The 24880-nt window shown below is 45.8% G+C and carries 24 protein-coding genes; 11 read left to right on the forward strand and 13 right to left on the reverse strand.

Annotated elements, in window-relative coordinates; genetic code table 11:
• Positions 1-14: 14 nt before the first annotated feature.
• Together NQ546_RS00040 and NQ546_RS00045 are read right to left on the reverse strand one after the other, a co-directional pair.
• On the reverse strand, positions 15-1028 hold the full coding sequence (locus NQ546_RS00040) for a DUF6562 domain-containing protein (RefSeq protein WP_004288452.1): 1014 nt from the start codon (positions 1026-1028) through the stop codon (positions 15-17).
• Complete coding sequence (locus tag NQ546_RS00045) at positions 1025-1690, reverse strand: DUF3575 domain-containing protein (protein ID WP_229094534.1); 666 nt, start codon at positions 1688-1690, stop codon at positions 1025-1027. Before NQ546_RS00045 ends, NQ546_RS00040 begins: the two co-directional genes overlap by 4 nt.
• A gap of 435 nt (positions 1691-2125) precedes the next feature.
• On the opposite strand from NQ546_RS00045, the gene folB reads away from it, so the two are divergent.
• Positions 2126-2494: a dihydroneopterin aldolase gene (gene folB, locus NQ546_RS00050; RefSeq protein ID WP_039952989.1), complete on the forward strand. Its 369-nt coding sequence runs from the start codon at positions 2126-2128 to the stop codon at positions 2492-2494.
• A gap of 217 nt (positions 2495-2711) precedes the next feature.
• Here the strand turns inward: folB and NQ546_RS00055 are convergent, their stop codons facing one another.
• The 4 genes from NQ546_RS00055 to mtaB are packed head-to-tail and all read right to left on the reverse strand — an operon-like array spanning position 2712 to position 6569.
• Positions 2712-3230, reverse strand: coding sequence for a methylglyoxal synthase (locus NQ546_RS00055; RefSeq protein ID WP_004288449.1), 519 nt, complete (start codon positions 3228-3230; stop codon positions 2712-2714).
• A 50-nt stretch (positions 3231-3280) separates the two neighbouring features.
• Positions 3281-4297: a glycosyltransferase family 2 protein gene (locus NQ546_RS00060; RefSeq protein ID WP_004288448.1), complete on the reverse strand. Its 1017-nt coding sequence runs from the start codon at positions 4295-4297 to the stop codon at positions 3281-3283.
• Positions 4290-5189 (reverse strand): lysophospholipid acyltransferase family protein, encoded by a 900-nt coding sequence (locus tag NQ546_RS00065; RefSeq protein ID WP_004294019.1) that lies wholly within the window; start codon positions 5187-5189, stop codon positions 4290-4292. Before NQ546_RS00065 ends, NQ546_RS00060 begins: the two co-directional genes overlap by 8 nt.
• 48 nt (positions 5190-5237) lie before the next feature.
• Positions 5238-6569, reverse strand: a complete 1332-nt coding sequence (gene mtaB / locus NQ546_RS00070; RefSeq protein WP_004288446.1) for a tRNA (N(6)-L-threonylcarbamoyladenosine(37)-C(2))-methylthiotransferase MtaB — start codon at positions 6567-6569, stop codon at positions 5238-5240.
• An 84-nt stretch (positions 6570-6653) separates the two neighbouring features.
• Here mtaB and NQ546_RS00075 point away from each other — a divergent pair, with 84 nt between their 5' ends.
• On the forward strand, positions 6654-8327 hold the full coding sequence (locus NQ546_RS00075; RefSeq protein ID WP_004288445.1) for a long-chain fatty acid--CoA ligase: 1674 nt from the start codon (positions 6654-6656) through the stop codon (positions 8325-8327).
• A gap of 157 nt (positions 8328-8484) precedes the next feature.
• Complete coding sequence (locus NQ546_RS00080; RefSeq protein ID WP_004288444.1) at positions 8485-8691, forward strand: hypothetical protein; 207 nt, start codon at positions 8485-8487, stop codon at positions 8689-8691.
• Between the two features lie 247 nt (positions 8692-8938).
• On the opposite strand, the gene rplI is transcribed toward NQ546_RS00080, so the two are convergent.
• From rplI to rpsF, 3 genes are read right to left on the reverse strand one after another with little or no spacing between them, the layout of a single operon-like run.
• Positions 8939-9388 (reverse strand): 50S ribosomal protein L9, encoded by a 450-nt coding sequence (gene rplI, locus NQ546_RS00085; protein WP_004288443.1) that lies wholly within the window; start codon positions 9386-9388, stop codon positions 8939-8941.
• Between the two features lie 15 nt (positions 9389-9403).
• Positions 9404-9676, reverse strand: coding sequence for a 30S ribosomal protein S18 (gene rpsR / locus NQ546_RS00090; protein ID WP_004288442.1), 273 nt, complete (start codon positions 9674-9676; stop codon positions 9404-9406).
• A gap of 2 nt (positions 9677-9678) precedes the next feature.
• A complete protein-coding gene (gene rpsF / locus NQ546_RS00095) occupies positions 9679-10023 on the reverse strand; it encodes a 30S ribosomal protein S6 (protein WP_004288441.1) in 345 nt (114 codons plus the stop codon).
• Between the two features lie 148 nt (positions 10024-10171).
• Between rpsF and NQ546_RS00100 the strand changes: the two genes are divergently transcribed.
• Together NQ546_RS00100 and NQ546_RS00105 are read left to right on the forward strand one after the other, a co-directional pair.
• Positions 10172-10618: a MarR family winged helix-turn-helix transcriptional regulator gene (locus NQ546_RS00100; protein ID WP_004288439.1), complete on the forward strand. Its 447-nt coding sequence runs from the start codon at positions 10172-10174 to the stop codon at positions 10616-10618.
• A gap of 130 nt (positions 10619-10748) precedes the next feature.
• Complete coding sequence (locus tag NQ546_RS00105; protein ID WP_004288438.1) at positions 10749-10925, forward strand: hypothetical protein; 177 nt, start codon at positions 10749-10751, stop codon at positions 10923-10925.
• Positions 10926-11007: 82 nt separating this feature from the next.
• Here NQ546_RS00105 and rprY read toward each other — a convergent pair whose 3' ends face one another.
• The 4 genes from rprY to NQ546_RS00125 form a co-directional block, all read right to left on the reverse strand.
• Positions 11008-11709 (reverse strand): response regulator transcription factor RprY, encoded by a 702-nt coding sequence (rprY, locus tag NQ546_RS00110; protein WP_004288437.1) that lies wholly within the window; start codon positions 11707-11709, stop codon positions 11008-11010.
• A 5-nt stretch (positions 11710-11714) separates the two neighbouring features.
• Entirely contained in the window at positions 11715-13256 is a 1542-nt protein-coding gene (locus tag NQ546_RS00115; RefSeq protein WP_004288436.1) for a sensor histidine kinase, read from the reverse strand.
• Positions 13257-13516: 260 nt separating this feature from the next.
• Entirely contained in the window at positions 13517-15673 is a 2157-nt protein-coding gene (locus NQ546_RS00120) for an elongation factor G (protein WP_004288435.1), read from the reverse strand.
• 229 nt (positions 15674-15902) lie between these two features.
• Positions 15903-17849, reverse strand: a complete 1947-nt coding sequence (locus tag NQ546_RS00125) for a glycoside hydrolase family 97 protein (protein ID WP_039952987.1) — start codon at positions 17847-17849, stop codon at positions 15903-15905.
• Positions 17850-18103: 254 nt separating this feature from the next.
• Here NQ546_RS00125 and hemW point away from each other — a divergent pair, with 254 nt between their 5' ends.
• The 6 genes from hemW (at position 18104) to NQ546_RS00155 (ending at position 24635) form a co-directional block, all read left to right on the forward strand.
• Positions 18104-19237, forward strand: coding sequence for a radical SAM family heme chaperone HemW (hemW, locus tag NQ546_RS00130; RefSeq protein ID WP_039952896.1), 1134 nt, complete (start codon positions 18104-18106; stop codon positions 19235-19237).
• 6 nt (positions 19238-19243) lie between these two features.
• Positions 19244-19786, forward strand: a complete 543-nt coding sequence (locus NQ546_RS00135) for an RNA polymerase sigma-70 factor (protein WP_004288428.1) — start codon at positions 19244-19246, stop codon at positions 19784-19786.
• A gap of 95 nt (positions 19787-19881) precedes the next feature.
• Positions 19882-20301 (forward strand): hypothetical protein, encoded by a 420-nt coding sequence (locus NQ546_RS00140; RefSeq protein WP_004288427.1) that lies wholly within the window; start codon positions 19882-19884, stop codon positions 20299-20301.
• 8 nt (positions 20302-20309) lie between these two features.
• Positions 20310-20822, forward strand: coding sequence for a DUF4974 domain-containing protein (locus tag NQ546_RS00145; RefSeq protein WP_004288426.1), 513 nt, complete (start codon positions 20310-20312; stop codon positions 20820-20822).
• A 4-nt stretch (positions 20823-20826) separates the two neighbouring features.
• Complete coding sequence (locus NQ546_RS00150; RefSeq protein ID WP_039952894.1) at positions 20827-23538, forward strand: TonB-dependent receptor; 2712 nt, start codon at positions 20827-20829, stop codon at positions 23536-23538.
• A 17-nt stretch (positions 23539-23555) separates the two neighbouring features.
• Positions 23556-24635: a DUF4249 domain-containing protein gene (locus tag NQ546_RS00155; protein ID WP_004288424.1), complete on the forward strand. Its 1080-nt coding sequence runs from the start codon at positions 23556-23558 to the stop codon at positions 24633-24635.
• Positions 24636-24880: the final 245 nt, after the last annotated feature.

Genomic DNA, 24880 nt, shown 5'->3' on the forward strand with positions numbered 1-24880 from the left:
TTTGAATAAGAAAATTAAGGAACCACCACGTTTATCTCTCCGTCAAAACCAGGGTCAATACCGATGCCGGGAGCAAATTCACGAGTAAGGAACTCATCGCGCACCATGGTTATCTTGTTCCGCTTGAGAGGCACTTCCACCCCGGTGACGCGATTCACCTCCTGTCCCTCCTCGTTGTAAATGATCATTTCTAAGGTGACGGAAGATTCTTCGCCGTTCACCAGCACGTAGTCGAAAGCCAGACAGGCTTCATTGTCTGAAAGGACGAGAAGGTTGGAAGTGAACTTTATGCCCATAACCGCCTCATTGGGGCGGTTGGAGACAACATTAAAGCCTACGGGGAAATATCCGGTATAAAGCACCTGCACCGTAAAATCATCTATGGCTGCGTCCCGGATACTTTTCGTTTGCTCCAGCTTGTTGAGGTACTTGACAATGTCGGTGGTAATCAACTCCACCTTTGCCAACGGACGCTCCAGTTGCATCTCCTCGCGGTGTCCGGCTTCCGATTGGCAGCGATAGGGTGAAAGGTCAAGGGCAGCTTGCCCGCAGAACACATCCTTATAGTCGGTTCCGCCCGTATAGTCTCCTTTCAGTTTGACGGCAGAGAAATCAGAGGTAGTATAAAAACAGTCGTCGGCAACATTGCCGGAAACTCCGGAAGCAAGCACAAAGTCGCGCCATGCCACCACCCGGTAGTTGCGTGCATGAAGGTCACATTCCAAAGTCACATCCTCCGTATCTCCCTCATCACAAATGAGTTGGCGGCGAAATTGCAGGCTTTGGTCGAACTTATCATCGGCATAGACTTCCACGATGTAACGCACCTTGTATTCACGAGGGTCGGCGGCGCGGGTGGAGAATTCCGGAACATCGAACGGGGTCATGTCCGCACCGGGCAACAGGACTATTTCGGTATGCACAATCGTAGGGTCTACTCCGCCGTCCTCCGGCAATTCGCGCACGCTGCATCCTCCCAGCAGGGATATGGACAACAAGCTGCAGACAGCTATCAACAGTTTTTTCATCGCCGGCCTCCTTTCCAATCAATGCGGTAGCCCAACGAGATGCCTACGTGGTCTATGCCGAAAAAATTCCTATGGCGTGTATCCACATAAGCGCCGTTGGGAATGTTGAAGAAACGGTCATAATCCAGATAAGCATACCCCACTCCCAACGAAAACTCCACACACCAGCGCCCGCCCTTTCCAAGCGGGAGACGGTAGCCGGCAGCAAGTCCCACATTCAGCAACGGGGCACCCGTATCACTGTTCTGATAGCGGTAGGTATTGTTCTTAAGGGCATAATTATAAGAGGCCACCCCGACATGTACACCGGTGAAGAGTCCGTCCACTTGTCTGAACCAGTAACGCACTTCGGGCTGCACGCAGAAAGTGCAGAACTTGCGGGAAGAAGTAAGATAATCGACAGAAGAGTAATAAAAAGGTAAAAGGACAGAAACAGCAGGCGAGATGTCATATTCCACCGCTGCGTTCATAATTGCCATTCCCCACGCCGCCACATTCGTTTTCAGCAGCAATGAATGGTTATTGCGCCCGGTGCGTGAGTCCGGATTGAATATTCGCTTGGCATGGTGCGGGGTATTTTCCCCATTACCCGCTTTCGCATACACGCCATTCGGAGTCATGAAAAGTACGCACAATAGAACCAACAATATTCTTATTTGCATAAACGTCTTATAAACTTCTATCTGCACAGGCAGACCGGAAGCATGCGTCCTCCAAACTCCGAAAAGGACCGGTTAGAAACAGAAACGTGGAGCTGCGTGCTGTTTCTAAATGGAGGCCCTAGGAATAGCCCTTTAACGAAAACAGACAGCAGTCCCACGCTATAAACGTGAGAATCCACTGTGCTGTCCTTCGCTAAATAATGAAAATTTCCTAGGTTTCCATTTAGAGGACAAAGCACAACGCTTCTAATTATATTTTATTAAAAAAAATCAAGCCACAGTCGCCACCGAACTTCAATGCAAAGTTATAGAAATATAATTAGAATAAAAATTTTCACGTCCTTTTTTCCTGAAAAGTACAAAAATCGCGTTCCAAGACTTGTAGAACAAAGATATTATCCATAAGTTTGCATGAAAGACTATTATCTTTTCATTATGAGCAGTTATATATTTTTGGATCGGATACGTTTCTTCGCCCATCATGGCGTGGGCCGACAAGAGACCTTAGTCGGCAATGAGTTCGTCGTCAGTTTGCGACTGAAAGTAGACATCGAGCATGCCATGCAGAGTGATGATGTAACAGACACCGTAAGCTATGCGGAAGTATATGAAACTGTGAAGAAGGAGATGGAAATTCCCTCCAAGCTGTTGGAGCACGTCGGAGGACGTATTGTGAAACGGTTGTTCGGAGACTTTCCCCCAATAGAGGACATCGAACTGAAACTGTCAAAACGCAATCCGCCAATGGGAGCGGACATAGAAGCGGCAGGAATAGAGATTCATACTTCCAGGCAGCAGCAGTGAATGAAACGGTAGCAATATTATACGGGCATTCCGTTTCCTTTACAAAACGAGTTTTTTCAAAAGACGATCGCATACATAGCCTATCTCAGTCCCATACAAAGACTGTCTCAGTATAGGACTAAGGTAGCCTCTGTATGGGACTGAGATAGGCTGTTATATTACATCTTGATAATCATGAGATTGCAAAGCACCGCATTCTCATTAATAAATATCAACATTATTTTCTTTTCTTCCTCTTCTTTGCCGACTCAACGGCTTCGGCAACGACCGGTTTATTCTCGAAGCGCTTGGCATAGTTGCTGTAATCGGGAACGGTACGCTCGTAAGTAGGATCAAGAAAGAGAGGGCTCGAAATGATGTGGTCGGCCGTACTGCGATTGCAGCAGAAAACAATATTCTCCACACCAGCCAGACGTGTCAAGGCTTTGACATCCGTATCGTGCGGCTGCAAGGTCATGGGATCTGTAAAGAAGAAGAGATAATCTATTTCCCCATCCACAATGCGCGAACCCATCTGCTGGTCGCCGCCCAAAGGGCCGGATTTAAGAATTGTGAAATCCCATTCGACATCGGGATGCTTCTCCTTCAGCGCTTCCAGAATAAGTGTTCCCGTAGTGCCCGTACAGTAGAATTTATGTCCCATAAGCAACTCCGAATTCCAAAGCGCCCACTCTATGAGGTCTTTCTTCATGGCATCATGCGCCACCAACCCGATCTTCCTTACCAATTTGTCCATAAAACAATAACTTTTAATGATACAATAATTTTAGAAAAAGAGAACAGTTCTTACAAGCGGGAAAAGAACTTCTTCCCATGTAAATAAAACTGCACCAAGATACTGCTTTTTGTCCGTTCGGGAATAACCGGAAGGGATGTTTTTTTCAGATTCTCTTCACGATCAGCCGCAAACAGGGGGCGGAGTGAATGAAAAGCGCGGCGTGCACGAAGCACCGCCCACATATTGGCAAACTGGCCTTTCAACAGGAAACTCAGGGCAGCCACACAATCGAGCACCGTCCGCACACGCATCACATAGCCCAGTTCTTCTTCCGGCAGATTCTTATACAACATTACAAGATTGTTGCGGAAATTGAGAAAAGTCTTATGGGGATTCTCTTTCTTCAGGGTGGCGCCCCCCACATGGTAGACGGTGCTTTGGGGTACACAAACCAGCATCCGCCCGCGGGCACGAAGCCGCCAACACAGGTCGATCTCTTCCATGTGGGCAAAAAAACGTCCGTCCAGTCCGCCGGCATCCTGATAGTCCTTCAGGCGTATGAACAAGGCAGCTCCCGTAGCCCAGAACACCGGAACAACGGTGTCATACTGCCCGTTGTCCTCCTCCACCACTCCCATTATCCGCCCGCGGCAGAAAGGATAGCCGTAACGGTCTATGAACCCGCCGGCGGCGCCTGCATATTCAAACCGTTCCTTGTACCGCCAACTCCGGATTTTGGGCTGGCACGCCGCAACCTCCGGATGGGCATCCATATAGTCCACCAGCGGCGCAAGCCAATGCCCGGTAACCTCCACATCGGAGTTCAGCAGCACCACATATTCGGCAGACACCTGCTGCAAAGCAAGGTTATAGCCTTCGGCAAAGCCCCGGTTTTTGTCTAATATAATAAGGTGTACGGAAGGAAACTCTTGGCGGAGCATCTCAACGGAAGCATCCGTCGAACCGTTGTCCGCCACATAAATCTCCGTGCCCTCCGTATCCGAACAGCGCACTACGGACGGCAGAAACGAACGTAGCATCTCACAGCCGTTCCAGTTCAATATGACAACAGCCACCTTATCCATGCCGCACCACATCTTCGCGTTTCAGTTTCCAGCGCTTATGCGACCAGAACCAATAAGCCGGTTCCCTGCGAATGGTCTGTTCCAGCCTTCGGGCAAACAGTTCGGTTATCTCTCCGTCGGCCGTTTCTTTGGGAGTTTCGGTTATCAAGTCGAACTCCACCCTGCAATATCCCCTGCGCTGCTTCTTCAATTCACAATAGAATACGGGGAAATCCATCAGCTTGGCTATGCGTTCGGCGCCGTCCATAAAGCCGGTGTCCTGATTCAGGAAAGTAGTCCAATGATGAGCCTCGTTGATATTGGGGGATTGGTCGGTTATCATTCCCACTGCCACACGCTTATTGTCGCGACACAACCTGATGATTTCGCGCGCCGTAGAATGTTTCGGCACATTGTAACCGCCAAAACGGGCGCGTATACGCTTGAACATCGCATCCATATATCGGTTGTGCAGCGGTTTGTAGATTTGCACCGGTATGTCGCCCTCCTGCATGATAGCCCCCATGCCTATGATCCATTCGAAGTTTGCATAATGGGGAATGAGGAGCACTATCCCGCCATGCCTTTCAATCATGGCAAGAAATTCTTCCTTATTGTCATATTCCATGCGACAGCAAAGCTCCTTGAAAGACATGCGCAGCATCTTCACCTCCTCCAGCATATAGTCGCAGATGTAACGGTAGAACTTGCGCTCTATCTCCCTCAGCTCCGCTTCGGACTTCTCGGGGAATGCGTTGCGCAGGTTATTGCGTACCACCCTGCGCCGGTAGTGCACAATGTGATGCATCAGAAAGCAAAATCCGTCGGACAGCACATAAAGCGCCCTGAAAGGCAATAACGCCAACAGCCACATACCGGCATAAGTCAGCCAATAGATTAATCTTGATTTCACTCTGTCAATTTCAAATTACTAATTCCGATCATTAATTACGGCTATCAGTTACCGGCCGCCGGCATCGCCCAACAGACCCAGAAGAGCCGTACCGTCTTCATTGAACTCTCCCATACGCGCCGGAACCACGCGGTTGTCCAGCGCATCATCGTGCGGAACCTCCACCCGGATGTAGTTCGGAGTGAAGCCATGCATCGGCGTCCCCGGCTTGGAGCGTTCCAAGAGAACGGGCATCGTCTGTCCGATATGGCGGGCATAGAACGAACGCGTTTTTTCCTCCGACAATTCCAGCAGAAGTTGGCTGCGTCTGTGTTTTTCCTCGGAGGATACCACATGCTCTATTTTCAAGGCCTGCGTACCCGGACGTTCGGAATAGCTGAACACATGAAGTTGCGTCACATCCAGCCCCTGAATGAAGCGGTATGCCTGTTCAAAATACTCTTCCGTCTCCCCACGCGTGCCTACAATCACGTCCACTCCGATAAACGCGTCGGGCATCACTTCCTTTATCTTCTTCACCTTAGAAGCAAACAGTGCTGTGTCATACCGCCTGCGCATCAGCTTCAGCACTTCATCGCTGCCCGACTGCAACGGGATGTGGAAGTGAGGCATGAACCGCTTGGAACGGGACACGAACTCTATGATTTCGTCCGTCAGCAGATTAGGCTCAATGGAAGATATGCGGTAACGCTCAATGCCCTCCACCTCATCCAATGCCTTGACCAAATCAAAGAAAGTCTCTCCCGTCGTCTTGCCGAAATCACCGATATTGACCCCCGTCAGCACAATCTCCTTTCCACCTTCGGCTGCCGCCTGACGGGCCTGTTCCACCAAAGAAGCAACGCTTCCGTTGCGGCTGCGTCCTCTGGCAAAGGGAATGGTGCAATAGGAACAATAATAGTCGCAACCGTCCTGTACTTTCAGGAAAAAACGGGTGCGGTCGCCACGCGAACACGACGGAGCAAACGAACGGATATCCTTCAAAGCGGAAGTATAGGCTTCACCCGTTTCATGCTTCTGCAAATCGCCCAGATACCGGAGCAGGTCTTTCTTCTGTTCCGCCCCAAGCACAACATCCACACCTTCTATCTTTGCCACCACATCCGGCTTCAACTGGGCATAACATCCCGTCACCACCACAAAAGCGCCCGGATGCTGCTTCACCAGCCGATGAATGGCCTGGCGGCATTTCTTATCGGCCACCTCGGTGACCGAACAGGTGTTTACCACACATATATCCGCTTTCTCTCCTTTGCGTGCCGTACGCACTCCTGCCTCCCGCAGGATCTTACCGATAGTCGAGGTCTCCGAGAAATTCAGCTTGCACCCCAACGTATAGTAAACCGCCGTCTTATCTTGAAATATATTGGTATCTATCATGAGCCTAAATCAGATTTTCGGGGCAAAGGTACACATTATTATTATATTTTTCCTACTTTTGCACAATTCATCAAAAAACGTGCAATGATACAAGAAAACTTTATCAAGCTATACGAACATAGTTTCCGCGAGAATTGGGACCTCCCCTGCTACACCGATTACGGAGAAAACGAAAGCTATACTTATGGAGAAGTAGCGCAAGAAATAGCCAAGTTGCATCTGCTATTCAAGCATTGCAGCCTGCGCCGCGGCGACAAAATAACGGTTATCGGCAAAAACAACGCCCGCTGGTGCATTGCATATATGGCCACCATCACCTACGGCGGCATCGTAGTGCCCATCTTGCAGGATTTCAATCCCAATGATGTGCACCACATCGTCAACCATTCGGAATCCGTCTTCCTTTTCACCAGCGACAGCATTTGGGAACATCTGGAAGAAGAACGGCTCACCGGGCTGCGCGGCGTTTTCTCACTCAACGACTTCCGCTGCTTGTACCAGCGCGACGGAGAAACCATCCAACGTTTTCTCAAACACTTGGACAACGAGATGCACAAGACCTATCCGAAAGGGTTCCGGCAGGAAGATGTAGTTTATACGGATCTTTCCAACGACAAAGTAATGTTGCTGAACTATACCTCCGGCACAACGGGATTCAGCAAAGGCGTTATGCTGACAGGCAACAACCTTGCAGGTAACGTCACTTTCGGCATTCGCACCGGATTACTGAAAAAAGGAGACAAGGTGCTGTCTTTCCTGCCCCTGGCGCATGCCTATGGTTGCGCCTTCGACTTCCTGACCGCTACGGCTGTGGGTACGCACGTCACATTGTTGGGCAAAGTGCCCTCGCCAAAAATTCTGATGAAAGCGTTCGAAGAAGTAAAACCAAACCTGATAATCACCGTCCCCCTCGTTATCGAAAAGATATACAAGAATGTCATTCAACCCATCATCAACAAAAAGTCCATGAAATGGGCCCTCAGCATCCCGTTGCTGGACGGACAGATATACGGACAAATCCGTAAGAAACTGGTGGACGCACTGGGCGGCCGGTTCAAAGAAGTGATTATCGGAGGAGCCGCAATGAACCCGGAAGTGGAAGAGTTCTTCCACCGCATCAAATTCCCGTTCAACATAGGTTACGGCATGACGGAATGCGGACCGCTGATCAGCTACGCTCCCTGGAACGAATTCGTGCCCACCTCTTCCGGACGGGTACTCGACATCATGGAAGCACGTATCTACAAGGAAAATCCGGACGACCGGCTCGGCGAAATACAGGTACGCGGCGAAAACGTAATGGTGGGTTATTATAAAAACCCGGAAGCCACCAAGGAAGTATTCACCGAAGACGGCTGGCTGCGCACCGGCGACTTAGGCACGCTGGATGAAAATAACAACCTCTACATACGCGGACGAAGCAAGACCATGATCCTTAGCTCCAGCGGACAAAACATTTTTCCGGAAGAAATAGAGGCACGTCTCAACAACATGCCGTTTGTTCTGGAAAGTCTTGTGATTGAACGCAATAAGAAACTGGTAGCCTTAGTCTACGCTGATTATGAGGCATTGGATTCCTTAGGGCTGAACAATCCGGAGAATATAAAGACCATTATGGACGAAAATCTCAAGAACCTGAACAATAGCGTTGCTGCTTACGAAAAGATCAGTCAAATACAGCTTTACCCGACAGAATTTGAGAAAACACCCAAAAGAAGCATCAAAAGGTATTTATATAACAGCATTGCAGAAGATTAACATGTTGTAGAACATATCAAAAGCGAGAAAAACGGGCTTTCCTCCAAAAAAAATATAAAAAAAGTTGGGTTTTGGAGAACAACGTATCTAAAAAGTGCATACCTTTGCATCGTTTTAATAAAGCAATTGATTGTATTACGTTTTAAAAGTAAAGAAAATGAAAAAATTAGTTTTGATGGCCGTAGCTATCGTAGCAGTATCTTTCGCATCTTGTGGTAACAAAGCAGCTAACGCAGAACAAGCAACAGCTGACTCAATCCGTATCGCTGACTCAATCGCAGCTGTAGAAGCAGCAGCAGCTGAAGCAGCAGCATCAGTAGCTGACACTACTGCAGTAGATAGCGCAGCAGTTGTAGCTGAATAATTTCAGAACAACATTAGAGAGAATTGAAAGTCTGACGTACGGAAAGTACGGACAGACTTTTTTTATGTCCTTACTTCTCCATCGCATAAAGAGTTTACATCGTGACTCTAAGAAGTTAACACACTCCGGACAGGAAGTTAACATCAAGCCTGCATTTTATTAACTTCATTGCAATGGCAGGTTGATATAAAAAAAGCCCGACTCTATCCAAATAGAATCGGGCTTCCCAATATATACGAAGGATTAATTATGCTTCTTCAGCAACTACTTCGAAAGGAATTTCTACAGAAACTTCCTTGTGCAGTTTAACAATAGCTTTGTAGCTACCAACTTCTTTCACTGCGTCTTTAACAACGATAATCTTACGATCGATGTTATGACCCAATTTAGCCAGCTCCTCAGCAATCTGAATGTTACCAACCGAACCGAAGATAGTACCTGTTGCACTAACCTTAGTAGCGATCTTCAAAGATACGCCTTCCAGCTTAGCAGCCAGTTCTTCAGCATCTTTTCTGATCTTCTCCAGCTTGTGGGCACGCTGTTTCAGCTCTTCGGCCAACATTTTCTTTGCAGAAGGAGAAGCAATGACAGCTTTTCCTGTCGGGATGAGGTAGTTACGACCATAACCGGACTTAACGGTTACGATATCGTTCTTATAACCCAAGTTTACTATGTCTTCTTTCAATATAATTTCCATACTTTCCTCCTCCTATTATTTCATCATGTCAGTTACATAAGGCAGCAACGCCAAGTGACGCGCTCTCTTCACAGCTTGAGCTACACGACGTTGGAACTTCAAAGAAGTACCGGTAATACGACGCGGAAGGATCTTACCTTGCTCATTCAAGAATTTCTTCAAGAATTCAGGATCTTTGTAGTCGATGTACTTAATACCGCTCTTTTTGAAACGGCAGTATTTTTTCTTCTTAACGTCTACTGAGGGCGGAGTTAAATATCTGATTTCTGATTGAACTTGTTGTGCCATGATTAATCCTCCTTTTTAGTTGATTTAACACTTCTTCTCTTCGCAGCGTATTCAGCAGCGTACTTGTCTTGCTTGAAAGTCAAGAAGCGGATAACGCGCTCGTCACGACGGAAGTTTAATTCCAATTTCTCAATTACAGTAGGTTCTGCATTGAACTCAATCAGCTGATAGAAACCGGTTGACTTCTTCTGGATTGGATAAGCCAGCTTTTTCAGTCCCCAGTTTTCTTCATTTACAATCTCAGCACCTTCAGCAGTAAGGATGCCTTTGAATTTTTCTACCGCTTCCTTCATCTGAACATCAGACAAAACGGGAGTCAAAATGAAAACGGTTTCGTATTGATTCATACTCGTTTAATTAAATAAATAAATTATTTGTTTATTAAATGCGGGTGCAAAGGTAGACATTTTATTTTGAACTGCAAAAATAAGCGGACTTATTTTGTATTGTATCCAACTTATGCTATATTTGCAAAGTTGTTTAAACAATAATTTCATGATAGAGCAATTCAACTTTGATATCCGGCTGATATTTGCCATACTCAATGGCAAAGTATCTGCTGCCATCAACCGCAAATTATCGCGCAACTTCAGGCAGAACGGTTTGGAAATCACCCCCGAACAATGGACAGTCCTCATCTTCTTATGGGAAAAAGACGGGGTGACACAGCAAGAATTGTGCAATGCAACTTTTAAGGACAAGCCCAGCATGACCCGCCTCATAGACAATATGGAACGGCAACATCTTGTTGTACGCATCTCCGACAAAAAAGACCGCCGCACCAACTTGATACACCTCACCAAAGATGGCAAGGAGCTGGAAGAACGCGCCCGCATCATTGCCAATCAAACGCTAAAAGAAGCATTGCAAGGCATCACCCTTGAAGAGTTAAGCGTTAGTCAGGAAGTCTTGAGAAAAATATTTTTCAACACGAAAGATTAGGATATTCCTCATTCTTCATTAAATTAGGTTGAATAATAGTTTTTTTGCAAAAATAATTTCGCTTGTTAAAGAATTATGCTTTTCTTTGTAACAAGAATATGAAAATAATAATCTATTAAAATACACACACATGAAAGGCTTATTAAAAAATCTGGGATTGATATTAATCTTGGTAGGAGCTGTAATCTTGGTTGCATGTTCTTTTACCGGCAATGTAAATAACAACGCGATTTTGGGAACCAGCGCTGTATTAGTTGTAATAGGATTGATTTCTTACATCCTTATCAACAAAAGAATTGCGGATTAATACCGAGAAAAAGAAATAAAAAAAGACGGTTGCAATGCAACCGTCTTTTTTTATTGTCCGTTCCACCCGGGAAGCAAGCCGTTTAGGCATCAGCTTCCGGAGTGATCAGTTTATATCCTTTTCCATGAATATTGATGATCTCGATAGATTCATCTTCTTTCAGGTGCTTACGCAACTTGGTGATATACACATCCATGCTACGTGCGTTAAAGTAGTTATCATCAATCCAAATCGTCTTCAATGCAAAATCGCGTTGAAGGATTTCATTGGCATGTGCACAAAGCAGACCCAGCAATTCCGACTCTTTTGTAGTCAACTTCGTTTGCTTATCGGGTGTTGACAAAATCTGTTTCTGGGTATCAAACGTAAACTTGCCAATCTTGTAAATGCTGCTTTCTTTGTTCTTCTTGCCACGTACACGTCTCAAGATAGCTTCAATTCTGAAAGTCAGCTCTTCCATACTGAACGGTTTCGTGATATAATCGTCCGCACCAATTTTAAAGCCCTCCAGAATATCTTCCTTCAGTGTTTTAGCCGTCAAGAAGATAACGGGGATTTCCGCATTGGCGGCACGAACTTCTTGCGCCAGTGTAAAACCGTCTTTCTTCGGCATCATTACGTCAAACACGCACAAGTCATATTTATTCTTCAGGAAAGCCTTGTATCCTGCTTCTCCATCGGGATATAACTCGGCAGCATAACCCTTAGCCTGTAAATATTCTCTTAAAAGCATGCCAAGATTCTCATCATCTTCGCACAATAAAATACGCAGTTTCTCATCCATATCAATCAATTTTTTAATAAAGGTAATGCAATAATAAATTTAGTTCCAACATTCAGCTCACTCTCTGCCCGGATAGTTCCCTTATGATCCTGAATAATCTTTCTTACATAAGCCAAACCAAGCCCGAAGCCTTTTACATCGTGCAGATTACCTGTATGCACGCGATAGAACTTATCAAATATCTTTTTCAAGTTTTCTTTCTTAATACCTATACCGTTGTCCTGTACAGAGATCATCAGCTTGCCCGGTTCATTCCAGGTCTTCACCATTAACTGCAAGTCCACATCCGGTCTTTTATACTTCACCGCATTATCCATGAGATTGAAAATCACATTCGTTATATGCATTTCATCTGCAAAAATAATCGGGTCAGTCGCTTTCAATTCCGACTCTATCTTTCCGTTGTAGCGCTCCACTTTCAAAGCAAACGTATTCACTACCCCGGTTATCAGTTCATTGGCATCCAGTTCTTTCATTTTCAACGTTGCCTTCTGCCGGTCGAACATTGACATCTGGAGAACTTTCTCCACCTGGAACCTGAGTCGTTTCGTCTCATCATTAATAACGCCCGATATGTGCTGGAACATTGCCGGCGACTTGCCTACTGCCGGGTCCTTCAACATCTGCGCCGCCAACGAAATTGTTGAAATCGGCGTTTTGAACTCGTGCGTCATATTATTTATAAAATCATTCTTCATCTCCGTCAACTTCTTCTGGCGGAACACGATATAAATCGTGAAAATGAATGTTATCAACAGAACAAAGGTAAAGATCATCGACGGAATCATAAAGCTGACCGAGTCGAAAATATAATCCTGCTTACCCGGAAAATGTATCTTGACGATACTCATACGTGCCGGCGGATCATTTAGGAACAAGGGTTGGGAATAAGAACTCTCACTGCCTTCATCGCTGTAGTCCGAACAACGATAGACTTCCCTGCCGTCCCGGTCTATCACTTTAAAGTGATAGTTCAGCTCAATACCGTTATCAATCAATCCCGATTTCAGATACTGGTCCAAATTCTTAAAATTGACCCGTTCTTCTATCGCCTTGTCACTGGCACGATAAATCATCTGCCAAGCCACCTCATCCAGCAAAGCCCTCTGATACAGATAACGGTTCTTTATGGCATCTGCCAGCGAACGTGATGTCTGAGGTATCGTCTTCGTTCCATGCTTACGTGAAATCATAGCCCTCGGCAATTCCGATGCTTCATTGCTAAACGTTTTCAGTTCGATAGCCGAATATTTTGTTCCATCCGGTGCTGTCACCGTAAAACGCTGTGTCTGCACCACTCCTTTGCCTTGCGAGCTCTGCTCCCACGCTCTCTTTTCCGCTTCGGATATATCTTCCCGCAACCAACGGTCAACCTCTGCGGACTCCACATCCTTTGAAGCAGCCATTAAAGCACGCTTCACCGATTCATCAAATTGCTCGTTACGCATCTTCACCATTTCCTCAATATAACTGATCTGCAGATACAGTAAACTGATGAAAGAAAGGCCCATAACGACGCCTAATATCCATATTGTCGACTTTTTCATAGTCACAAAATTAACACTCACTAATTAACACTCCTAACAAATTAACCTGATTTAACCGGGTGTTCTCGTTAATTAACCGTAGAATGTTTTTTAAGTTGCATTACGCACATTACAACAAAATGAAACACCTTTGGTTTGCAAATTTAATAAAAAATTAAATATTAACATTCACATTTCCCCATATTCTTAATCAGTGTTAATAAAAAAGCCGTCATTCCTCACGATGAGCGAACAACGGCTTTTACTATTTATTAAAAAGTCTATTCTTCAGCTTGTTTTGTTTCAAATTCCTTGATAAGTTTATCCTGTACATCACTCGGAACAAGTTCATAGCTGGCAAACTTCATAATGAACGAAGCACGCCCACCGGTTAAAGAACTCAGAGCCGTAGAATAGGAAGACATCTCCTTCAAAGGAACCTTAGCACTCAGCTTTTCATAGCCGGCTTCACTACTCATACCCATAATCATGGCGCGACGTCCTTGCAGATCGCCCATTACATCACCCATCTTATCGGAAGGAACAAATACCTCCACATCATAAATAGGTTCCAAAATCTTCGGGCCGGCATTTTTAAATGCCTCGCTGAACGCATTGCGGCCTGCCAGCATAAAGGAGATTTCATTGGAATCTACCGGATGCATCTTTCCGTCGTATACGATGACACGTACATCACGAGCATACGAACCGGTCAGCGGTCCTTGCTCCATGCGTGACATAATACCCTTCAAAATGGCCGGCATAAAGCGGGCATCAATAGAACCGCCCACAATACTGTTCACAAACACCAGTTTACCGCCCCATTCCAATGGAACTTCCTCCACGCCTTTCACATTCATCTTGAACTCTTGTCCATTGAACTTATAAGTATCCGGCATCGGCATTCCTTCATAATAAGGTTCCACAATCAGGTGAACTTCACCGAACTGACCCGCACCACCGGACTGTTTCTTATGACGATAGTCGGCACGGGCAGCTTTCGTTATAGTCTCACGATAGGGTATTCTCGGTTCTTCAAACTTAACCTGCAATTTCTCATTGTTCTCCAAACGCCACTTCAACGTACGCAAATGGAATTCGCCCTGTCCATGCACAATTGTCTGGCGCAATTCCTTAGACTGATCAATGACCCATGTCGGATCTTCCTCACGCATACGGTTCAAAATAGCCATCATCTTTTCCGTATCGGCTTCGTTCAATGGTTTGATAGCACGAGAATATTTGGAATTCGGATATTTAATGAAATTAAAGCGGTTCTCCGATCCCTTGCCATTCAGCGTATTGCCGGTATGCACATCTTTCAATTTCACAGTACAGCCGATGTCACCGGCTACCATTTCTTCCACCTTGATACGATTGGCACCCGCACACGTATAGATCTGGGCGATACGCTCCTTGGAACCACGATCGGCATTGGTGAAATCGTCTCCCTCGTGCACTTTACCGCTCATCACCTTGAAATATTGAACATCACCGATATGCGGTTCAACAGCCGTTTTAAAGAAATACAAGGAAGTAGGCCCGTTTGCATCGGGTTTCACAACCTCACCACGCGTATTATGCACCGGCGGCATTTCGTCTACGAACGGAACAACATTACCCAAGAACTCCATCAAACGGCGCACACCCATATCCTTGCCTGCACAAACGCAGAACACAGGGAACATGCCGCGAGAAGCCAATCCCTTACGGATACCCTCACGCATTTCGTCCTCGGTCAAAGAATCCTGCTCGAAGAACTTCTCCATTAAAGTCTCATCATGTTCGGCAGCAGCTTCCACCAATGCCTTATGCAGGGCAGTCGCCTTCTCCATTTCCTCTGCGGGAACATCTTCAATCGTAGGCGCTCCGCCTTCCGGCCCCCACGAGTATTTCTTCATCAGAAGCACGTCTATCAACGAATTGAAATTCGGTCCGGTAGCCAACGGATATTGAACGGGAACCACCTTAGAACCGTAGATTGACTTCAACTGTTCCAGCACCATATCATAATCGCACTTTTCATGATCGAGCTGGTTCACAAGGAAAATAACCGGCTTGCCCAGCTTCTCGGTGTAACGAAAATGGTTTTGAGTACCTACTTCGGGACCATATTGTCCGTTCAGCAGCAAAATGGCCGTATCAGTTACATTAAGCGCCGTCATTGCCGCCCCCACAAAGTCGTCACTACCCGGACAGTCTATTATGTTCAGTTTCTTACCGTTCCATTCCACATGATAAACGGTGGAAAACACAGAATATCCATATTCCTGCTCCACCGGGAAGTAATCGCTGACTGTATTCTTGGCAGTAATTCTGCCGCGACGTTTTATAATACCACTCTCAAAGAGCAGCGCTTCTGTGAGAGTGGTTTTACCCGAGCCGTCATTGCCAAGGAGGGCAATGTTCTTAATTTCATTCGTCTGATATACTTTCATGATATATAAGATTTAAAGTGAATACTCAGCATGCTTCCGTATGCCATTATTTTAGTGAGCCGCAAATTAGAAATTAATCGAAAGAAAAGCAATAAAACGCCTGTGTTACTAAACAATGTTATATAACACAGACGTTTATTCACCTTATTATATTATAGGAGCAATTACAGTTGCCCACCAAGCCATATCCTATTATCGGGACTTCAGGCAAACTTCAAGCCACCCGGTCCTATTTCACAATCACCGCTCCCCCCATAGGCTGCACAGTGAGCTGTAACGTTCCGTCCGTTTTGATTTTCTGTTCTTTCTGTTGCGGTTGAAGTTTCTTATCGTCCAGATAAACAGAAACAACATCTCCTGCCGGCAGCATCGGAAGCGAAAGTTTCAGTTTCAATGGTTCTGCCGTAGCATTGACGGCAGCTACATACCACACATCACCATGACGACGTGCCAAAACCACATAGCGGCCGGGATAACCGTCGATGAAACGGGTCTCATCCCATGTAGTAGGCACTTGTTTCATGAAGTCGACGCACACGCCCGGAGCATCCGCCAGATTATTGGGAGCCAATGCAAAGTTTTGTATAGGGTTCTGGAAAAGTACCGCCGTTGCCAGCTGGAATATATCCGTTGTACGACGGGTAGTACCGCCATCGTTGCCACGATTCAGGCGTTTGTTCAGGAATACGCCTCCAAACTCCATACATCCCACAGCATTGCGGATGAAAGGATGCAACGTGGCATTAAACGCTTCATTATCGCAGGCATGCTGACTGAATATGAGATTCTCGGATGCCAGCACCGCTTCACTGCCTGCATAATTGGGATACATCCGTTCCCACCCGCGGGGCAGCGTACAGCCATGAAAGATCACCATCAGCCCATGATCATCGGCATCGCTCAGGATTTCCTCATACAAGCGCATCGTCTCCTGCTTGTCACCTCCAAAGAAGTCCACCTTTATTCCCTTTACGCCCATACTCTGCATCCAGCGCATTTCCTGCTTGCGGGCAATGGAGTTGTCCATTTTGTTGACCGGGCCTTGCTCTATGTCATTCCAGTAGCCGCTGGAACTGTACCACAAGAACACTTCCACCCCTTTACTGCGGGCGTACTTGATGAGCTGCTCCATACGTTCACGACCAATATACTTATCCCACCAGTTGTCAACCAAAACATATTCATACCCCATAGCAGCCGCCAAATCGACATACCGCACCTGGTCATCGTAATTGATGCTGCCATCTTGCCAAAGAATCCAACTCCAAGTGCCGCGTCCCGGTTTGTAGTCATGCTCTGTTGCGTAGCGCGGTTCAACCACATCCCAAGGAACGGTTGTTTCCACAATCGGTTTCAACGTTTCACCCACCGTAACGGTACGCCAGGGTGTGTTGCCGGGCAAGGCAAAAGCAGGCTCTATCGTACCATTGCCATTATTCTCTTCCGGCATAGGAAATTCAACGTTGTACACTCCGTTATCCGCATCGCTAAGGCGGGAAGCACAGTAACGGCTGTCCACACCGGTCTCACTGACCAGTACCCAGCCATCTTCGCCTACTTTGAACAGACAGGGGAAGGTATAGCCATGACCGTAGTGCGAACGTTCATTCATCGGCGCATCCACTTTATATCCTTCTTCATAACTGGGCTTCGTGCGTTTCCAGCCTATCATGGCATTGCTCTGCGGGCAAAGGAACGTAGTGGTCTTTTCCGGAAAAGCAAAACCTGTATTCTCATTCATCACACGCACACTGCCCGTATCGCCCTGGCGGAACAAAGTATAGCGGAATGCCACATCATTGTTACTCACCCGGAAAGTAATCTGCATCTTCTGTCCTTTGGCATTATCGAAAAAACAGTTCAATTCGTTAGCCCGGTAGTGCACTTGCGAGGTCTTGATACGGTTCAGTGAATACCGGCTGTCAATCTTGTTCACTTCATGTCCGGTCAGCTTCAGGCCTTTTGCAAAGTCGCCCACGTTGGTTTCCATGCCCAACGGAGAATTTTCCAACATTTGTTTGTCTTTATAAGAGACGGAATAGACAACCTTTCCGCCCCCTATGCACGTAACCGCCACTTGCAGATTTCCGTCCGGTCCTTTCACTATCACATCTTGCGCCTTCAATGGCAAAGTAGCTGCCAGCAACAGCAGCAACAGTTTCAATCTTTTTTTCATGGTGTGTATCAGTATTAAATAAAGTTCTTTCATCTTCTCCATAATTATTTTATATCAAGGAGGTTAGAGAGTGTAAAAATAACACCTTTTTCCGAAGATACAACAAACAAGTGTACATGTTGTGTAACATATACACTTGTTCTTTTTATAAATCCAACATCTGTCAAAAAAGACATCAAATCCTTTCTATTGCCCGAAAAAGGAAGATAACAGAAAAAAAGCGTACCTTTGCGTCCCAACTAAATTACAGGACCATGGCAGGTATTTATATCCATATTCCTTTTTGCAAGACACGCTGCATCTATTGCGACTTCTACTCCACTACGCGCAGTGAGCTGAAGAGCCGTTATATCCATGCTTTATGCAAAGAGCTGCAAATGCGTAAAGAATACCTGCGGGGAGAGCCTGTCGAAACGGTCTACTTTGGCGGCGGCACCCCCTCACAGCTTGCAGAAGAAGATTTCCGGGAAGTCTTTGAAACCATCCGGAAATATTACGGTATGGAACACTGCCGGGAAATCACCCTTGAAGCCAATCCTGACGATTTGACGGAGGAATATACTGCCATGCTGCAACAGTTGCCTTTCAACCGTATCAGCATGGGGATACAGACTTTTGACGATGCCACCCTGAAGCTGCTGAACCGCCGCCACGATGCAGAACAGGCCGTCAAGGCCGTACATCACTGCCGGCGTGCCGGTTTCAACAACATAAGCATCGACCTCATCTACGGACTGCCCGGCGAAACAGACGAGCGGTGGAAACGTGATTTGCAACAAGCTGTCAGTCTCGGCGTGGAACATATCTCCGCCTATCACCTGACCTACGAAGAGGGTACCCGCATCTACGAGCTGCTGCAGGCACACCGCATCCATGAGGTAGACGAAGAAAGCAGTGTCCGTTTCTTCTCCACCCTGATGGACACGCTTGACAATGCCGGCTACGAGCACTACGAAATATCCAACTTCTGCCGTCCCGGAATGTACTCCCGGCACAACACGTCCTACTGGAAAGGGATTCCTTACTTGGGATGCGGACCTTCCGCCCATTCATTCAACGGGGACAGCAGAGAATGGAACATCTCTTCATTGGAGGACTACATACATTCCATCGAAAACAACTGCCGCCGGTTTGAGAATGAACATTTGAACCGGACTACCCGCTACAATGAATGTATAATGACTTCCATACGAACCCGGTGGGGAGTGCCGATGGACATTGTGGAACAGAGATTCGGCAGGGAGTTATGGCAATATTGCATGGATATGGCGCTTCCGCACCTGAACGACGGGAAACTGGAGATACGCGACAACCACCTTTGCCTCACCCGCAAGGGGATCTTTGTATCGGACGGCATTATGAGTGATTTAATGTTTATAGAAGAATAAAATGACATGACCGAACAGGAAGTCAGGCGATATTTACGCCAAATGAAAGACGAAAGTTCAGAACAAGCTTTCCGGGGATTCTATGATTTGACCTACGACCGCCTTTTCCGTATCGCATATTATTATGTCAAGCGTGAAGAGTGGGCACAGGAAATTGTACTGGATGTCTTTATGCGTCTTTGGGACCAGCGTAAAAAGTTACCGGAAATAAACAATATCGAAGATTACTGTTTCATCCTCACCAAGAACGCTTCCCTCAACTATCTGGAAAAAGAAGCAAAGCACATGCCCCAATCTTCCGGACAGTTGTCCGAGTCCACCTCCCATACCGATTCTCCCGAAGAAACACTTATCAGCGATGAACTTTTTGCCCGCTATGTCAAAGCCCTCGACCGTTTACCGGAACGTTGCCGGGAAGTATTTATCCGAATACGCGAAGAGAAACAAAGTTATGCCCAGGTAGCCGATGAATTGGGCATCAGCGTAAAAACCGTAGATGCACAGTTACAAAAGGCACTTACCCGCTTAAGAGAGATGCTATTCCCATAATTTTCTTCATGGATAAAAAAAAATACGTATGTGCATAGGGAGTTTTCAAAGAAAAACTGTCTTTACTTATGAAAACCCAAAAATAAGAAAGACTTATGAAGAATTTATGCACAATCGGAACAAGTATATTATTCATCTTACTCATCCTGAGCGCATGCGATGACAACAAGAGTAATTATCCGAAAAACTATGTCGGCTTCGGCAAAGGTATCGAAAGTTACACCGTCAACCGGCAATCAGCAGAGCAGGATATCAACATCAAGATAATTACGGCTGAGAAAAGCTCTAAAGACAGAGAAGTGACATTAAGTAGTCACTGGAAACCCGGTACACAGCCGGCATTCAAGCTGCTGGATACCCAAATCATTATTCCTGCCAAAAAGAAATCAGCCACTGCCCGCATTCGCATTTATCCCAAACAAATAAAGCGCACCCAAGAGATACGTATTATCTGCACTCCCAAGGATAAGGAAATAAAACGGTCGCAACTGACAATAAAGTTATTCCTCAAATAGGCATAAGGATGAAAGACAATAACGAGAATCTTGAAAGGACATTGGATAAGCTAATCGCCTCCACCCGTTCGCCCAAAGGGAAATACCTGGCTGAAAACAGTTGGCAACTACTGGAAAACAGACTATTTATCCGACGGATAAAAAGAAGATTCCGATTGCGTGCTGTAAGTGCCGCTGCAGTAGTATTCCTATGCGTGGCAAGCTGGGCTACTTATCATGCTTTATCTTTCGAATCGGCATCATCCGTCCCGGTTTCTGCGGAAATGGAAACCATAGCTCCGTCCGAACAGAGAGAAATAATGACATTCCGACAACAACCACTGGAAGAAATCGCCCTTCAGCTTTCAAAAACATTCCATAAGGTAATCCAAATCAACAATGACACCTTAAAGAATTACCGGATAACAGCAACTTTCGGACCGGAGGAAAGTCTGAGAGAAATTCTTGACTTACTAAAAGGAACGGGACACTTTGAGTATAAAGAATCCAACGATACAATAATCATTACTAAACTTAACTAACGCAATGAAAGATTCCACTATCTGTTCACACCATCACATCAGAGCAGTGCTTCTGGTGTGCGTGGTGCTTCTAAGCAACTCGCTCCACGCACAAATGAAAGAAAAGCTCCTCAGCCTTAGCATCCGTAATGCTACACTGGACAGTTTTGTCAAACAAACGGAGAGTGCTACCGACTTTACTTTCATTTATGGGGAAGATGTAAAAATACTCCGGCCTATCACCCTGGAAGCCAAGCAACAAACAATCAGTGAAATATTGCAACGCGTTTTCGGGGATGAACCTGTAAAATTCGAAATATCCGGAAAGCACATAGTATTGCACAAGCGGCCTGTGCCGCAAAAAACCGTAAGCCGTAAGTTCACTATCAGCGGATATGTGACTGACGGAGCGTCTTTCGAGACGCTGATTGGAGCAAATATCCTTGAGAGTCGTCGTTCCATAGGTACTGCTACCAATCCTTACGGTTTTTACACATTGACACTGCCCGAAGGAAATCTCGAATTGACTTTCTCATACTTAGGCTACGAAACCCTGCATAAGCGTTTTACACTGACAAAAGATACTTTGCTGAACGTACAACTGACCAGCAGCAATCAGTTGGCCGAAGTGGTAATCCTCTCGGACAAACAAGAAGCCGGCATACAAAGCACTTCTATGGGAGCGCACGAGATACCGATGGCACAAATCCGGAATACGCCTACCGTACTGGGAGAGGCGGACTTATTGAAAACGATCCAGCTAATGCCTGGAGTGCAAGCCGGTGTGGAAGGTTTCTCCGGACTTTATGTACGTGGAGGAGGGCCGGACCAAAATCTTATATTACTGGACGGAATCCCCGTCTACAACGCAGATCACCTGCTGGGAGTATTCTCTATCTTTGCCCCCGAAGCTGTCAAGAAAGTTACTTTGTTCAAGAGCTCTTTCCCCGCCCGTTATGGCGGACGACTCTCGTCCATAGTCGATGTACGTACCAATGATGGAAACATGAAACATTACCATGGAACCATCAGCATAGGTACACTAACCAGCAAACTCCACTTTGAAGGCCCCATTATAAAGAATCGCACCGCTTTCTCAATCAGTGCACGCAGCACCCATACAGCCTTTCTTTCCGGCATCTTCAAAACTGACAACGAAAGCTACAACTACTACTTTTATGACCTTAACGCCAAGGTAAACCATAAATTCAATGACCGCAGTCGTGTTTTCCTCAGCTTCTATCATGGAAAGGATCACTATCATTTCAATATTGATGAAAACTACCAATATACCGCTGAAAACGAGAACGCTTATAATCGCGTCTATAAAGATAAAAACAGTTTGAACTGGGGAAATACGATTGTAGCCGGACGCTGGAATTATGTGTTTAGTAACAAACTGTTCAGCAACACAACAATTGCTTTCAACAGTTACCGGATGATTCTGAACAGCAATAATCATGAAACCCGAAGCAGCAGTGTACCTTATGTATACCAGTACGACTCGCAATACCGTTCTGGCATTCGCGACTGGAGCTATCGAACGGATTTCGATTATACTCCTGTACCTTCCCACCATATCAAATTCGGCATGGAATATCTTTACCATACTTTCCGGCCGGAGACAACCGTTTCAAAAATAAAGGAGACTGAAGGAGATAAAATAGAGCAGGACACATTGTACCATAACCTTTCAAACAGTCACTTGAAAGGGCATGAAGTCTCTCTTTATGCAGAAGACAATTTTGACATCGGCAGCCGCCTCAGCATAAATGCGGGCATACATTTCTCCCTATTTCATACGCAGGGGAAAAACTATTTTTCGGCACAACCCCGGCTATCGGCGCGTTATCAACTCAACCAAGGATTTTCCGTCAAGGCATCATTCTCGCAAATGGCTCAATATGTACATTTGTTATCTTCTACTCCACTTGCCATGCCAACAGACCTTTGGGTGCCTATCACAAAGAATATACGCCCGATGTATTCCAACCAATATTCGGTCGGAGGATATTACAACGGGCTCACGAATTGGGAATTTTCATTGGAAGGCTATTACAAGCAAATGCGCAATGTATTGGAATATCAGGATGGTGTCAGCTTCCTCGGCACTTCCACCAATTGGGAGGAAAAGGTCGAAATGGGGAAAGGCCGTTCAATGGGCATAGAGTTCATGGCACAGAAAATTACAGGAAAGACCACCGGCTGGATATCTTATACTTTATCCAGATCCGACCGCCAATTCAAGGACGGCACTATCAATAATGGAGAACGGTTTCCGTATAAGTACGACCGCAGGCACAGCATCAATTTCTGCATTAATCATAAGTTCAGCAATCGCATTGACATTGGCGCCTCATGGATATTCAGCAGTGGCGGGGCCGCCACCATACCCGAACAGCAAACCGTTATCCTGAAACCCGACGGAAGCATCGAACATACCGGTTATATTTCTCACCGGAATAACTACCGGCTGCCTGCCAGTCACAGGCTGAATCTCGGCATCAATTTCCACAAGCAAACCAAACATGGGACGCGCACATGGAATATCAGCCTTTACAATGCCTATAACGCTATGAACCCGACATTGGTATACGCCACACAAAGGCCGGAAGAGAACCGGTATTATTATAACGACGGCACCTATATGGCAACCCCGGATAAAAAAAAGATTATCATCAAAAAGCTGACACTGCTGCCCTGTATTCCTTCCGTAACGTACACTTATAAATTCTAAACCAAATGAGACTTTGTATGAAACAAACAATCTTCCACTTCATTATATATGCCTGCATCACCGGCAGCTTGTCCTCTTGCGAGAATGAAATCCCCTATAATCCGGAGCAGAAAGCCCCCCTACTAATCATGAACGCCCTGCTCGACGCTGGTGAAACAGAAAATTTTGTCTATCTGAACCTAAGCGGAACGGGAGGTATCGGCCATGTGGACGATGCGACCGTCACCCTTACCGTTAACGGGAAGGTCACTGAGACTTTGGAAGAGCTTCCCCCACTCAAACCGGTTGGCAATCCGGACTCCGATAATCCTCTTAACTTTATTCCCGAAATAAACAAACGTAAAAAGTTTCGTATACATACGGCACTTCAGCCGGGTGATGTCGTCCGTCTGGAAGCTGTGGCTGAAAAAAGTAAATACCACGTGTCAGCGGAAGTGAACGTTCCCCAGCCCATAAGTACCATCCATGTGGACACCACACGTATACTTCTCAAGAGTTATGGCAGTTGGAACGCTTACCTCCAATTTAAAATCAACATGCAAGACCGCAAGGGAGAAAAGAATTACTACCGCTTGGATATCCGGCAGGACATCACCGTTTACGGACAAGACATTGCCGGCAAAGATACGATTATATATATGCGCAACACAGAATTTATCAACCGGGAAGACATCATATTGACCGACGGCAACCCGATAAGTAGCGACAATGACAATAACGATTTTTTCGGCACAGACATTAAAAATAAGTATAATGTATTCAATGACAGCCGGTTTACCGACACTGGTTGTACACTGAAAGTATATACATCCCTGTATAACAACAACGAACCGCCTCATATCCATAATGTATCCCGCCGTAGCAAGACGTTTACCGTTCGCCTACTGAGCATTACCGAAGCTGAATACCGTTATTTAAAAGCACTGAATTTCATAGAGTCGGATGACTACGAAAGCGCATTAGTGGAGCCTGTCATCATCCCCAGCAATGTCAAAAACGGCCTCGGATTCGTCGGCGCCAGTTCCGAAACGAGAGTGATCTTGAAGTTGCCCGACGAGATAACCGACAATAATAACCCGGCAACAACCGACCGTTAAATATGAGGCAATTGCAGAAGACATCAGCCAAGAGTTACATTATAATTATGTTAATGCAATAAAAAACACATTTTTAAGAACTATTTCCAACTATAAAAAGCAGAACGACAGCCAAACATTAAGAAACGCCAACACTGCATGATATTACATTCGTATTACAAAAAAAGGTTAGGATAAGCATTTTTACATCATAAAATTGATTTAAGTCAAAAAGTGTTAGTTTAAAAGATACTTTTCCTCTAATT

Origin of the sequence: Bacteroides eggerthii, from assembly GCF_025146565.1 — a bacterium.
Lineage (GTDB): Bacteria > Bacteroidota > Bacteroidia > Bacteroidales > Bacteroidaceae > Bacteroides > Bacteroides eggerthii.

Bases quoted from the DNA above. Each gene is read 5' to 3' on its own strand.
- NQ546_RS00115 (WP_004288436.1), bottom strand. From the start codon at position 13,256: ATGAAAAAGTCGACAATATGGATATTAGGCGTCGTTATGGGCCTTTCT.
- rplI (WP_004288443.1), bottom strand. From the start codon at position 9,388: ATGGAAATTATATTGAAAGAAGACATAGTAAACTTGGGTTATAAGAAC.
- rprY (WP_004288437.1), bottom strand. From the start codon at position 11,709: ATGGATGAGAAACTGCGTATTTTATTGTGCGAAGATGATGAGAATCTT.
- NQ546_RS00080 (WP_004288444.1), top strand. From the start codon at position 8,485: ATGAAAAAATTAGTTTTGATGGCCGTAGCTATCGTAGCAGTATCTTTC.
- NQ546_RS00100 (WP_004288439.1), top strand. From the start codon at position 10,172: ATGATAGAGCAATTCAACTTTGATATCCGGCTGATATTTGCCATACTC.
- NQ546_RS00105 (WP_004288438.1), top strand. From the start codon at position 10,749: ATGAAAGGCTTATTAAAAAATCTGGGATTGATATTAATCTTGGTAGGA.
- NQ546_RS00145 (WP_004288426.1), top strand. From the start codon at position 20,310: ATGAAAGACAATAACGAGAATCTTGAAAGGACATTGGATAAGCTAATC.
- NQ546_RS00060 (WP_004288448.1), bottom strand. From the start codon at position 4,297: ATGGATAAGGTGGCTGTTGTCATATTGAACTGGAACGGCTGTGAGATG.
- NQ546_RS00120 (WP_004288435.1), bottom strand. From the start codon at position 15,673: ATGAAAGTATATCAGACGAATGAAATTAAGAACATTGCCCTCCTTGGC.
- NQ546_RS00155 (WP_004288424.1), top strand. From the start codon at position 23,556: ATGAAACAAACAATCTTCCACTTCATTATATATGCCTGCATCACCGGC.
- NQ546_RS00075 (WP_004288445.1), top strand. From the start codon at position 6,654: ATGATACAAGAAAACTTTATCAAGCTATACGAACATAGTTTCCGCGAG.
- hemW (WP_039952896.1), top strand. From the start codon at position 18,104: ATGGCAGGTATTTATATCCATATTCCTTTTTGCAAGACACGCTGCATC.
- NQ546_RS00140 (WP_004288427.1), top strand. From the start codon at position 19,882: ATGAAGAATTTATGCACAATCGGAACAAGTATATTATTCATCTTACTC.
- NQ546_RS00135 (WP_004288428.1), top strand. From the start codon at position 19,244: ATGACCGAACAGGAAGTCAGGCGATATTTACGCCAAATGAAAGACGAA.
- rpsR (WP_004288442.1), bottom strand. From the start codon at position 9,676: ATGGCACAACAAGTTCAATCAGAAATCAGATATTTAACTCCGCCCTCA.
- NQ546_RS00150 (WP_039952894.1), top strand. From the start codon at position 20,827: ATGAAAGATTCCACTATCTGTTCACACCATCACATCAGAGCAGTGCTT.
- NQ546_RS00055 (WP_004288449.1), bottom strand. From the start codon at position 3,230: ATGGACAAATTGGTAAGGAAGATCGGGTTGGTGGCGCATGATGCCATG.
- rpsF (WP_004288441.1), bottom strand. From the start codon at position 10,023: ATGAATCAATACGAAACCGTTTTCATTTTGACTCCCGTTTTGTCTGAT.
- folB (WP_039952989.1), top strand. From the start codon at position 2,126: ATGAGCAGTTATATATTTTTGGATCGGATACGTTTCTTCGCCCATCAT.
- NQ546_RS00040 (WP_004288452.1), bottom strand. From the start codon at position 1,028: ATGAAAAAACTGTTGATAGCTGTCTGCAGCTTGTTGTCCATATCCCTG.
- mtaB (WP_004288446.1), bottom strand. From the start codon at position 6,569: ATGATAGATACCAATATATTTCAAGATAAGACGGCGGTTTACTATACG.
- NQ546_RS00125 (WP_039952987.1), bottom strand. From the start codon at position 17,849: ATGAAAAAAAGATTGAAACTGTTGCTGCTGTTGCTGGCAGCTACTTTG.
- NQ546_RS00045 (WP_229094534.1), bottom strand. From the start codon at position 1,690: ATGCAAATAAGAATATTGTTGGTTCTATTGTGCGTACTTTTCATGACT.